Annotated in this window: 9 protein-coding genes, 1 pseudogene and 1 riboswitch; of the genes and pseudogenes, 3 read left to right on the top strand and 7 right to left on the bottom strand. The window is 39.9% G+C overall.

The genetic code is table 11. The features are described 5' to 3' along the window. Positions 1-210: 210 nt before the first annotated feature. Complete coding sequence (locus J7I96_RS10780; protein ID WP_251025033.1) at positions 211-840, top strand: chromate transporter; 630 nt, start codon at positions 211-213, stop codon at positions 838-840. A gap of 47 nt (positions 841-887) precedes the next feature. Continuing rightward, positions 888-1,433, top strand: coding sequence for a chromate transporter (locus tag J7I96_RS10775; protein WP_251025032.1), 546 nt, complete (start codon positions 888-890; stop codon positions 1,431-1,433). Between the two features lie 113 nt (positions 1,434-1,546). On the opposite strand, the gene J7I96_RS10770 is transcribed toward J7I96_RS10775, so the two are convergent. From J7I96_RS10770 to J7I96_RS10745, 6 genes are all read right to left on the bottom strand, one after another. After that, complete coding sequence (locus J7I96_RS10770) at positions 1,547-2,863, bottom strand: Na+/H+ antiporter NhaC family protein (protein ID WP_214767923.1); 1,317 nt, start codon at positions 2,861-2,863, stop codon at positions 1,547-1,549. Between the two features lie 191 nt (positions 2,864-3,054). Further along, a riboswitch (SAM riboswitch) is annotated at positions 3,055-3,162 on the bottom strand. Positions 3,163-3,485: 323 nt separating this feature from the next. Continuing rightward, complete coding sequence (locus J7I96_RS10765; RefSeq protein WP_214767920.1) at positions 3,486-4,157, bottom strand: SOS response-associated peptidase; 672 nt, start codon at positions 4,155-4,157, stop codon at positions 3,486-3,488. 60 nt (positions 4,158-4,217) lie between these two features. Further along, positions 4,218-4,373 carry a hypothetical protein gene (locus J7I96_RS10760; protein ID WP_153246094.1) on the bottom strand — a complete coding sequence of 52 codons (156 nt, stop codon included), beginning with the start codon at positions 4,371-4,373 and terminating at the stop codon, positions 4,218-4,220. 329 nt (positions 4,374-4,702) lie between these two features. Continuing rightward, positions 4,703-5,659 (bottom strand): formimidoylglutamase, encoded by a 957-nt coding sequence (gene hutG, locus J7I96_RS10755; RefSeq protein WP_214767917.1) that lies wholly within the window; start codon positions 5,657-5,659, stop codon positions 4,703-4,705. A 474-nt stretch (positions 5,660-6,133) separates the two neighbouring features. Further along, positions 6,134-8,749, bottom strand: a complete 2,616-nt coding sequence (gene ppsA / locus J7I96_RS10750; RefSeq protein WP_214923844.1) for a phosphoenolpyruvate synthase — start codon at positions 8,747-8,749, stop codon at positions 6,134-6,136. 537 nt (positions 8,750-9,286) lie between these two features. Continuing rightward, entirely contained in the window at positions 9,287-9,691 is a 405-nt protein-coding gene (locus J7I96_RS10745) for a VOC family protein (RefSeq protein ID WP_214767911.1), read from the bottom strand. A 695-nt stretch (positions 9,692-10,386) separates the two neighbouring features. Between J7I96_RS10745 and J7I96_RS28780 the strand changes: the two are divergent. Next, a pseudogene (locus J7I96_RS28780) lies at positions 10,387-10,752 on the top strand (SRPBCC domain-containing protein). A gap of 227 nt (positions 10,753-10,979) precedes the next feature. On the opposite strand, the gene ggt reads toward J7I96_RS28780, so the two are convergent. Further along, a complete protein-coding gene (gene ggt, locus J7I96_RS10730; RefSeq protein WP_214923846.1) occupies positions 10,980-13,055 on the bottom strand; it encodes a gamma-glutamyltransferase in 2,076 nt (691 codons plus the stop codon). Between the last annotated feature and the right edge of the window lie 79 nt (positions 13,056-13,134).

Raw genomic sequence — 13,134 nt, 5'->3', positions numbered from 1 at the left:
AATGATAGCATCATTAGGTAAATGGTGAAATGAAAATAGTGAGATGCATTCTAAGGCTATTCAATTATTGGCGGCATTCTTTATAAAACGGATGAATCTTCTGGGTATAACTTTTTGTTATACCCGATGATTTTGTTGCAATTTACCCAGCCCTTTTTCTTTGTTATGTTAATGGTAAGAATTAAACAAAGCATGCAAAGGAAGTGACTGATGTCAATGAAAGGACAATGGAAAACTCTATTCCAATTATTTTGGACCTTTTTTAAAATAGCACCTGTCACATTCGGAGGCGGGTTTGCGATGATTCCTTTAATCGAAAATGAAGTGGTCGAAAAGAGAAAATGGATGAAAAGCAAAGAAGTTACGGATGTTTTTGCTTTATCTCAGTCCGTACCAGGAGCTGTCGCCATTAACTCCGCCACCTTTATCGGCCATCGAATTGCCGGAATGAAGGGGGCAATGGCAGCCATGATCGGTGTTTCATTACCTACCTTTTTAATTGTTCTGCTCCTGGGCATTGTGTATTTTTTCATTCAGGATAATCCGAAGGTGGAATCTGCATTCATATCGATCAGAGCTTCCATAGTAGCCATCATCGCCTATGCGGCTATCAAGATAGGAAAAACGGCAGTTGTGGACAAATCGACTTTCTGTATTTTAATAGCAGGAATTCCCGTCCTCTTCTTTCTTCACCCTGTGATGGTAATATTAGCAGGAGCTCTAGCGGGTATTGTGACCATCTCCACTAAGAGAAAATTAGGTTACGATGTCAAGATGGACAAAAAAGAGGGGAAAATAGGAGAAAATGATTTCGAACCTTTCATGGGTGCTGGCATATAGGTAAATCAAAAAAGGTCTAACTAATTTTCAAGAAAGCATGTGATGGAATGATGGTATTGTGGGAGTTGTTTAGCACCTTCTTTATTATCGGCTTTGTATCTTTCGGAGGCGGGTACGCCATGATTCCCGTAATTGAATCGGAAGTCTCACAGCATGGATGGATGACAACGCAGGAATTCACCGATATAATCGCCATTTCCGGGATGTCCCCAGGACCTGTCACCGCCAATAGTGCCATTCTCGTTGGCTATTCGACTGCTGGGTTTGCAGGAGCCATATCATCTGCTCTAGGAATCTTGCTTCCTGCTATTATATTCGTAACCGTTATAGCCACATTTTTCAGCAAATTGAATCATTATCCAGTTGTTCAATCCATGTTTTATGGATTAAGACCGATTGTCACTAGTTTGATCATCTTTGCAGCGATCAGTTTAGCACTTTCCAATCATATGATAACCGTGAACTTTTCATGGCGTACGATAAGCTTATTACTCGTTTTTGGTTTATCGTTATTTGCCCTAATGAAATTACGCTGGCACCCAGCCTATGTAATTATCCTTTCCGGTTTAGTTGGTGTTGTCCTCTATTCATGACAGGTGGCGCACACACAACCATCATTGAAAATTCACATTTAATTATTTCACCCATACAGAAAACACCCAGAATCCAATGATTCAGGGTGTTTTAATATTATTATATTCTCTTTTCAAGAAGTACGTTTCTTCATTTCATCATTTCCCGGCTGCAACCGTGGAAAACCAATCAGGATGGCAATGACGCCACAAAGTCCAATCAGGATTGGGTAATATGAATACGGCAAGATGCTTAACGGAGAAATTTTTGCTACCCCTGCTGCAACCAGCAGTTGTGCTCCATATGGGATCAACCCTTGGATACAACATGCAAAAATGTCAAGGACGCTCGCCGATTTCCGCGGATCAATCCCATACTTTTCAGAAATATTTTTGGCAAGTGGCCCGGCAATGATAATCGAAATCGTGTTATTTGCCGTTGAAAGGTTCGTTAAACCAACAAGCCCCGCAATGCTGAATTCCGCCCCTTTTTTTGATTTGCTATTTCGTGTCACTAAGTGGAGTAGATAATCGATGCCACCATTATGTTTGATTACAGCTACCATACCTGCAATTAAAATGGCAAGGAAGGAGATTTCATACATTCCCGCCATTCCTTCTCCAACTTTTTGAATGACACCCAACGGTTGATAACTACCATCTGCCAAGCCGATGATTCCTGCAAATACGATTCCGATGGAAAGGACCAAGAACACATTGACTCCTGCCAATGCAGTGACCAATACACAAAGATACGGAAGAATCTTCACCCAATCATAAGACTGTTGGGAAATGTCAGCCTGTTCACCCATCGTTAAAATTCCTAGGATGGCACATGTGATGATGGCTGCAGGTAAAACGATGAAAAAATTCACTTTAAACTTATCCTTCATTTTCGTTCCCTGAGTTCGGACAGCAGCGATTGTCGTATCTGAAATGAATGAAAGGTTATCCCCAAACATCGCACCACCAATAACGGCTGCCATTGAAAGGGCAAGTGAAATATCAGTTTGTTCACTAATCCCTACCCCGATAGGTGCGAGGGCAACAATCGTTCCCATGCTTGTCCCCATTGATAGAGAAATAAAACAAGCGATGATGAAAATCCCTACCATTAATAGATTTTGGGGGAAAACAGCTAAGGCAAGATTCACTGTTGATTCAACCGCCCCCATGCCATTGGCAACTTCGGCAAAAGCGCCGGCCAAAAGGAAAATGATTACCATTAACATGATATTGGCGTCCCCGGCACCTTTACAGAAGATATCAACCTTTTCATTGAATGTCTCTTTCCTATTCATCGCCAATGCAGCTGCCGATGCAATGGAAATCGCTACAATCACCGGAAATGAATAAAAATCTTTAGTGATGATTCCAGACCCAATAAATAAAATTAAAAATACGACAAATGGAATCAATGCCCATGGATTCCCTTTATTGTTTGCACTCATGATGTACACCTCTTTTTATTTTTCCCGCGACATGTGTCACAGCTCTTATTCTATTAACAGTTTTCGCAAATAACTCCAATTTGAACCTACCTGATTTTCCAGTCATGGAGCTGTAGCAAATAAAACTGGCATAAAAAAGACCCCTTCTATTTAACAACAAGAAGAGGTCTTTTAATTTATAAAAAACACCCTCCTTATCTTTCAGGCAAAAATCAGCCTGCTGGATTTGGCACAGCACTCCATTTAAGTCCGCTGCCGAGACATCTTCGGGCCAGTCCCTCCGTCTCTCTTGATAAGAAGATTACATTATATAATTTATCAAAAATTACGATGCCTGCCAGAAAAGTACCACGCTGGAAACTTGCCTGAGTTCGTGACATCGAAAGTCGTTTTGAAAAGCAAATATAACAGTACAGCATTTTTTCTATTTTCGCAAGGGTTAATTTTAAAGAATTTCACATGCACTCCTACTGTTCATAAAGAGAACTAAGTTGATTGGAACGGCAGGTGCAAGACTCCTGCGGGAAAAGCGAGTGCCTGGAGGCAACGTTCATATTGTACAAACCCAAAAAAATGCAGACAAACTTCGAGTTGCCTACATTCTGAAAGGTCTAATGACCTCTCAGCAAATTTGTTGGATTAGGTTAGGTGAATTATTTTTTGTCGAGTTCACATCAGTCGATACTTCAAATGCTTCCATTTGTTCCGAATCGAATGACTTTAAATACTTTTGCAGATATGCAGGATCATTAATGGAAGGATTCAACCAATCTTTTTCATCTTCTGGTTTTAGGATGACAGGCATGCGGTCATGAATGCTGGTCATTAGCTCATTAGGCACAGTTGTTATAACGGAGCACGAATAGATGCCGATACCTTCAGGAGATTTCCAGGATTCCCAAAGACCGGCCATTCCAAATGGAGCATGATTCTTCAGTTTTATTCGCATCGGTATTTTTCTTTCTGGTGTCTTCTTCCATTCATAAAAAGAGTCAGCGATTATCAAGCACCTCTTCTTCTTATACGCGTTCCTGAAGCTTGCTTTCTCAGCAATGGTTTCCGCTCTGGCATTGATCATTTTGTAGCCCGCTTTTTCGTCTTTTGCCCAGAAAGGAATAAGTCCCCACCGAAGATATCCAAGCCGGTTCCTTACCCCGTCATTAATGACGGAGAGCACGGATTGGGAGGGAGCAATATTGTAGCTGAATTGGTATTCCCCATCAAATGATCCCTGAATATCAAACCGTTCTTTTATCTCTTCTATGTCAGTGAAAAGAGTGAAACGTCCACACATAATATCGCCTACCGTATTAAGATTTATTACAGTGTATCAAATGGAACGGGCAGGCACAAATCAGCGTTCTAAAATCCTGATATCGGTAAATGGTTGATTAAATAATTCGCTGGAAATCAAAAGAGTGCCAAGGACTTCCCTTTCATCTTCAGCTTTAATGATTTCCGACAAAATTAAGGTACTGCCATTCCTTACCGTTACTTTATATTCATTCATGGAATCCCTCCTCAAAAACACTAGATGGTTGTTATTATAAACCAAAAGCCCACAAGTATCAGTATGGAACTCTGGCAGAGTCATGGTTCCTCAACCTAGATTGGTACATGCCATTATACTTGTAAGAGATGGTCGAACGCAGCAATGCATGGGACCATGAATCCTTTTAAGGAAGCACAAAAAAGACTGTCCATGAATGATCCATGGACAGTCTGGGTGCTGTCAAAGGTTTTTCGCTTTAATACAGAAGATAACATTGAGGAAAGCCACAACAGTCAATACGAAAAGACTTGAAGGACCGAAATGGAGTTGCCGCTATCCCATGTCCATTATTTAAAATGCAGCAAAACCTCATTTATTAAATGCCCTGCCAATGTAACGGTCTTATTATTTTCGTCCAATGAAGGGTTCACCTCAGAGATATCAAATGAGAGGATCTTTTCATTCGATACGATATGCCTAATAATGGCACGGACCAATTTCGGATCCAGTCCAAACGGCGATGGTGCACTTACCCCAGGTGCGTATGCTGAATCAATAACATCCGTACATAATGTAAGCATGATATAGTCATTTTCCTTAGCGAATTCATTTATCCTCCGCTTCGTTTCATCCATTTCGTATAATGACAAATCTTCTTCCAATATGTAGTCAACCTTACTCCTCTCGGCAGTTTCAAACAGTGCCTTCGTATTCCCCTGCTTCTGAATTCCGACACATAAATAGCAACAACTTTGATCTTCGTCCAAAATCTGCTTAAACATCGTGCCAGATGAAGTTTCATTTTCATAAGGTCTCATATCAAAGTGAGCGTCAATATTAATAATCCCTAGTCTAGCTTTTGGTCCAATGGATTTCCTAATCCCAAGATAATGGCCATACAGGGTTTCGTGACCTCCCCCAAGTATGATAGGAATCGCTTTACTCTCCAAAATCCGGGCAACAGCTGATCCCAGTTGAGATTGGGCGGCTTCCATCTCTGTACTTTCACATATTACATCGCCAGCATCCACCAGCTCGGTTTGGGAAGGTAAATGACAAGGTAATTTTGCCAACGACTGCCTAATATGATCAGGACCCTCGGCAGCACCAACCCTGCCTTTATTCCTTTTGACGCCTTCATCACATTTAAAGCCAATCAGTCCAAAAGTTCGTGATGCATTGGAAGAGGTGGCTAATTCCGAAATCGGTGCCAAGCGCACTCTTTGGTGGTATCTAAAGCTTTCGAGGTCAGTTTGGGAATCAATTCTTCCATTCCAATATTTTGAAGTCGGGTTAGTATACATAATTTCTCCTTTATTTTAAAAATTCCGAAATATCTTTCTTAAAAATTATAATGGAGATAATGTATAATTACCAATACAAAAATTTAATATTTTTATAGAAGGTATAGCCGTTTTCAGCGTAATTTATGATATTGACAGATATATCTGTTGGAGAATATCTTCCTCGTATCCGACATTGCTGCTCAAGCCATTAGATTTAGCAAGGAATTATCGATTTTGCCTATAAATAAAATCCACAAAAAGCCCAATTCCCCCGTGTTGCAAGCGAGAAATTGGGCTTTGGCATCATATAAAAGCGACCTTTAACAGAAGGCTCGATCTCAAAATGTCCTTACTAAACTTTAATATCAATTTTCAGTTACTGGCCCCTTATATGACCTAGTGACAGGGGATTTTGCCAAAATCCGCAAAGCATCATTATTTCAATGATTCTCCTAATTCGAATGATCTTCCTTATGATTGAAATATAATGAATTATAGTATTTCTATATAACCTTCTGTTCCATTTACTCGAATACGTTGCCCATCTTTTATCAGCTTGGTGGCATTTACCACACCGACCACGGCAGGTAAGCCATATTCGCGTGCGATGACTGCTCCATGGGTCATCAGTCCGCCAACTTCGGTGACGAGTCCTTTTATGGATACAAATAATGGTGTCCAGCTAGGATCGGTGAAGGTTGTAACCAGTATATCTCCATCTTCTAGATCTGCATCTTCCATGTTTAAGATGACGCGTGCTCTGCCCTCTATAACTCCGGAAGAAACCGATAGGCCTACAATAGCTTCGGCCATGAGATTGTCTCGTTTATATTCCCCTACAATGATTTCACCATCAGACGTGATAACACGTGGTGGAGTTAGTTTTTCATATAATTTGTACTCGTCTTTTCGTTTGCTGATCATCTGGTAATCTAGTTTATTTGTGCGTACGACTTCGTGAAGTTCTTCAAAAGTGAGATAATATATATCTTCTTTTTCATGAATAACGTTGGCTTGCACGAGTTGTTCGGCTTCCTTCAGTAAAGCCTGCTTATAAACGAAGTAGCGGTTAACCATTCCGTATTTTGGATATTCCCGATAACCGATGAAATTTCGGATTAGGCTGATCATTCGTTTTGTTTCTTTGGCTTTTTGTTCACCATCCGGTAATTTTTTCAATCGTTCTAATAGCTCTTGTTCTTTTTTCAAAGCTTCCTGTCGCCCTTGCTCAAATTTTCGATTGCTAGCATTAGGCTCAAAGTTTTTCATATTACTAAGTATCACAGGGACAAGTGTAGTTGGCTTTTCGCTCCAACGAATTTTAGTAATATCGATTTCTCCAGCACATCGCATTCCGTATTTGCCGAGATAATCATAGATGGCATCCTGGGTTTCCTGACCACCATCAAACTTAACCAGTTCATCCAGAAAATTATCATCTTTTACTTGTTGTAGATAATCAATTACTTCTGGATAAGGACGTATCACATCTGCGACATCCATTAGCGCCAGACCCATTTCTGAAGTAATATTGTTTGGTACAGATTGAGAAAGCGTGTCGGCTGCGTTTTTTTCACCTAACCACTTATTCATTTTTTCATTGATCCATGATGATGCATCTATAGCAGCCATAAACACAGCTGAACTTTGTGGGTCAAATAAAATCTTCTTTAATATCTGGATATCTTCCAGAATGAAATCAAATAAATCCGATCCTGATTTCGTTTGGATGTTTTGTTTTAATTCTTCTATCGATGTTTGACTACGGTTAATCAAATCAGAAACGATTGTCGGGTCGTTTTCAATTTGTGCACTAGAATGTCCAGACGGCACACTTTTATTGCTTTTACCGGAATTCTGTTCTTGCTTATCATTTGGTACGGATTTTATGAAATCCCCTCGCTCTATTATGTTAATGAGTGCATCTTTCATGAGCGGATCGTGTTGTCCCATGGCCTCTACTAACATTTTTCTGCTGTCAGGTGAAGTCACCATATGTGTGACATCTACAAACAACCTTCCGCCAGCTATGCGCATGGGTGCAGGAGTCGTCAACAGCCAAAAAGATAATCCCAATGGTTTCATGGCGTCAGTCATCATTTGTTGATGACCGACAGATACATAGACGTGATTCTCTTGATCATTCGCTTCAGGGATGGGGTATAAAGTAGTGATTGGACGGCTCTGGACAATATAAAATGTATCACCAACCAAACACCATTCGATATCTTGCGGCCAGCCAAAATGCGCTTCAAGCTTTCTGCCGATCCTTTCAAGCCCCAACACCTGCTCATCTGACAGGGTCGATAAAACCTGCTGCCCCGATTCAATTTCCTTTTCCACCGTTCCGCCTTCTTTTCGTGTATATATAGCCAACTTTTTGGCAGAAATGTTCTTCTCCACAATCCTACCTTCTTGCACTTTATAATTGTCCGCAGACACTAAGCCAGAGACAAGTGCCTCACCCAGCCCAAAGCTAGCATCGATCGAAAGCACCTTGCGGTTTGAGGAAACTGGATCAGCTGTAAATAGTATTCCGGAAGCTTGCGGAAAAACCATCCTTTGTATAACAACAGACAGATAAACCTTGCGATGGTCAAATCCGTTTTGCATTCGGTAAATCACAGCACGATCAGTAAATAGTGAAGCCCAGCACTTACTAATATATTGTAAAATTGCATCTTTTCCTTTGATGTTTAGATAGGTATCCTGTTGACCTGCAAAGGAGGCAAATGGAAGATCTTCGGCTGTAGCGCTAGAACGAACAGCATATGCATGCTCGAAGCCAAAAGTTAAGAGACATCGGTCGATATCTTCTTCGATCTCCTTGTCGATCTCGATTCCCTCAATCAGATCACGAATCTTCCTGCTAATTTCACTTATTCTTTTTCGTTCGTCCACTTTTTGTACTGCAAGCTGATCGAGTAATTGATGAAGCTCATCATTTTCCCCAATGACTCTTTTAAATGCCTCAGTAGTAACACAAAATCCTTCTGGTACAAGAATTCCATCAATCCTCGAGCATTCGCCCAAATTCATCCCTTTGCCACCGACCACCATTTGTTTCGTTTTATCGATCTCCCGAAAATCCAGTACATATGGTTTCATTTATTTCCCTCCCATTGAATCATATGACAAAAATCATTCATGTTATCAAGCAATCACGCTGTCCAATCGATCTTGGTCCTAGCGAAGTTCCATGTTCATATCAAACACTCCTTTAAAAAGGGATTGACAGAAAAGGATTTTATGCTGTATAATTATAATAGGGTATAATTTATACAAAATATAAAATCAGCGTATCTATATTAATCTATCACAGTTTCTCATATTTTTCAATGTATTTCCATGACCACAATTGTAGTAAATGCAAAGTCAGAAAACCCCTGTTTACAAAACAACTCACAAAAATGATTTCCAAATATCCAATCATTTATTGCTGCGTAAGGGGAAATACGGATGTACAACCTTAATAAACTCCAATAGTAAAAAGTCCGGTTTCTTAGCATTAAGAAATCGGGCTTTTTTAGATACTCCATTAAAGCGTCCGAGCAGTAATGGAGATTATTGAAATTTACACCTTCCCAAATAATAGTAAAGACTTTACAAAGAAGGATGTCTTCTGGTTTAGATTCAAGAATAGTTTTAATTGACAGTAAACATCCATGAAACATCAAATTTATCCTTCAACGAACCGTGAAGTTTCGCAAAGAATGTTTCATGAAGATCCATTTGTACGGATCCCTCTTCTTTTAATATGTTCCATGCCTTTCTAGCTTGTTCCTCCGAGTTAAGCTCCACACTTACAACCACTTTGTCACTATCATTCAATTTACGGTTTGAATCAGAACCCATTATAATTCCATCTTCTGTTAACCTTAATTGTGAGTAAAGAACAAGGTCTTTATCACTCTCTTCAACAGGAAAGTCTGGGCTTGATGGGATTTCACTATATTTTTGCATAGCAATAAGTTCCCCGCCAAATGCCTCAATATACAGTTTGAAAGCCTCTTCACATTCTCTGTTAAACATTAAATATGGTTTAATCATTTTCATTCTCCTTTGAATCAAGATTGGATTCCTTAATAATAACCGGTACCAAGATTATCATCGTTACAAGCATACACGAACATTAGTTCTGTTTCCAAATAAAAACTTCTGATCGTTCTTTTTTAAAATAAAACTTAAACCTATATCATTATGCACAAAAATGGCATTGTTATATTCTCGACGTACAGCATGGTAAACGGTTTCCAAATATAGAACGTGATTTCATCAACAAAACCTATAATGATATCCACAATGCGGCACTATCCCTGAACAAGGATCAGCGCTCATTTTTCATTTTAGGGGAAGGATATTTTTGGTACCGCCTCATGTAGGACAACAATACATTTCTTCTATATTATTTGACGGGAATATTCCTGTTTGTTTATATCTCACCCAAAGGACTATAATTCTAATAAATCGTGGGGTAAAGATGAATACTACCTTATTAATTACTCTTCGAGTGGGCATGGTGAACTCCATGGAAACGGCCCTTTCACCGCGGGAGAATATGCAGAACGACTTCAGATTCGGGACCCATCGGCATCCAAATATATAAGCGGGCTTCACAAATCGGGAGTAGTGGAATTTATGCGGAAGCAATTCGTCGAATTTACAAGCTTCGTCCAGAGCCCTTTAGCATTAAACATTTGGTTTGAACAGTATTGTGAAATACGGTAAGAAAGACTCGACATAAAATGATTTCAAAAACCGAAATCACCCACAGTTTCAATGCTCCTCCTGAGCTTGTATTTAAGGCTTTTACCGAATCAGAACATCTGCAGAACTGGTGGGGCCCAAAAGGATAGTCTTTTGATATTTCTAAGTTTGAGCTTCTAAAGGAAGGTGTCTTCCATTACAGCCAGACATCCCCTGATGTTTATGTAATGTGGGTCAAATTTGTTTATCATGAAGTGAATGCCCCGGATAAACTCGTTTACACCTCTTTCTTTTCTGATGAAATGGGTAACATCGTACGTGCTCCTTTTAACGACAACTGGCCATTGGAAACTCTCAATACTTTTACATTCACCGAGCATGGAGGTAAAACAATACTTCGGTGATTAGGGCACCTGTATCCCCAACCGGGAGAAAATCAAAACTTACGAGGAGTCGCAGGAAATGGTTCAGGAGGGCTTTTCAGGAACCTTCGTTCAACGGGCTGATTATCTCTCTACCATTTCATATGACTAAAAAACAACACCAGACCTCTCTATACATAGAGATTTCTGGTGTTGTCAAGTTTAGGTTCACTTAGTATTCAAGTTCCCGAGCAGACTTAGAAAAACAATCAATTCGTGACACTGCCATCTTCGTCCGGATCTTCAATATCCGCCTGATCTTTTTCCAATAGTGCCTCTTTGTCTTTTTCGTTCCATTTTGTTTTATACCCTAATGATTTCGCTACTCTTAACACAGGTAGATAAGATTTTTTATCTGGTTTAAATGATTCTAAATCCCCTGTTTGGATTACACCCAAACCTAGTAGCAATTTATCTGATTGGATATAGGGTTTTTCCTCGATCAATTTCATTTGATCAGCTGTATAAGGATAAACGGCTCCATTCACTTTTAAGGTAAACGGTCCCTTTTTTTCTTCTTTTATTTCTTTTGGCTTTTTCGATTTATGGGAAACATTATACACACCTTGAACAGTTCCTTCTCTCGTATTATCGGCTCCTCCATACATTTTTCCCTTTTCATAATCATAAATAACAGCTTGCACATTTCCGATATGTTGCGGTTTTTCTTCATAAACATGGCCTTTTGCCATTAACTCCAGCCTTGTATTTTGTTCAATTCCCGGTTCCCACCTAACTGTCGGATAACCAGCTGAATAAATACGTGGCTTATATATGGCATCTTGAATGAGCATTTTATGATCAAGCACGTTCATGATCGTTTCTGATACCGATGCGATTATCGTCGCTCCTCCTGGAGAACCAATGGCCATGAAGGGATTTCCATCTTTTAAAACGAAAGTCGGGGACATACTGCTTCTTGGTCTTTTTCCTGGTTCCACCTGGTTAACTCCACCCGGTGTGGCATCAAAATCCGTCATTTCATTATTTAGCATGAAACCATAATCCGGTACCATGATACCTGAGCCGAATACTTGCTCGATTGTAGTCGTATAAGCAACCATATTTCCCCACTTATCCATTACAGAAAAGTGAGTCGTTTGTCCGATTGGGGTTTTCTCTTCATTTACCATCTTCATTGCAGTGGGTTCTTTGCCCTCATACTTCCATAGATCGCCTGCTTTGACATCAGCTGTTGATCTATTTGGATTGATGAGTTTTCTTCTTTCTTTAATATAATCTTCATCTAGTAGTCCTTCTGTTGGTACATCATAAAAATCTTCATCCGCCATATAGGCAGCGCGATCGGCAAAAGCAAGATGCATGGCTTCGGTTAGATGATGAAGATACTCAGGTGAGTTCGCCCCCATCTTTTCCACATCGTATCCTTCCATAAGCTCCAGGATTTGCAGCACAGTCAAACTGCCTGAGCTTGGTGAAGCTGCCCCTACCACTTCAAATCCCCTATATTCCGATTTAATCGGCTCTCTCTCTTTCACTTCATAGTTTTCCAAATCCTCAGTTGTCATTGTTCCTTCACGCTTTTGTACTTCTTTGGTAAGCGCCTCCCCGATTTCACCTTTATAAAAAACGTCAGAACCTTGTTTTTTTATTAACTTAAGAGTCTTTGCCAGATCTGGCTGAACGAGGGTGTCTCCCTCTTCCAACGGCTTTCCGTCTGGTACAAAAACTTTTGCAGCCGCTTGGTTATTTTTAAGCTTTGTTACATTTTCATCGATATATTGTGCCGTTGCCCAATTGACTTTTATCCCTTCTTCAGCCTGTTTAATGGCCGGGCCAGTGACTTGTGATAATTTCAATGTTCCATATTTCTCAAGAGAAGTCTCCACCCCCATCAGTGTCCCAGGAACTGCAACCGCTTTTCCTGATGTGTGCCGCTTACTAAAAGGAATAGGTTTTCCCTTTTCATCTAAAAAAAGTTCAGGCGTAACATTTTGAGGTGCCATTTCGCGATTTTCGATCATCGTTATTTTATTTTCCTTTTTATTATAAATCATGATAAAACCACCGCCGCCGATTCCAGACATCATTGGCTCAACTACATTTAATGATAATTGAATGGCAGCTGCTGCGTCGACTGCATTTCCACCTTGTTTTAGTATCTCTATACCCGCTTCAGCCGCTAACGGATGAGAAACTGATACGATTCCATTTGTAAAACCCTTTCCCATTGACCCATCCACTCCAGGAACACTTGCAAAAGCCGGTGTGATCATACAAAAGAAACTGAAAGTAACTAAAATAAAACTTTTTAAAAATTTCATGAATTAGTCTCCTTTCAAAATAAAACAAATTAGGGTTTAATCATAAGGCTGGTGGATACGAGCAGAATTCTCTAGTGGG

The sequence above is a fragment of the Bacillus sp. ISL-78 genome, from assembly GCF_018613455.1.
Classification (GTDB): domain Bacteria; phylum Bacillota; class Bacilli; order Bacillales; family DSM-1321; genus Peribacillus; species Peribacillus frigoritolerans.
The sequence above is the reverse complement of the archived record's forward strand: the minus strand, read 5'-3'. Positions and strand labels throughout refer to the sequence as shown.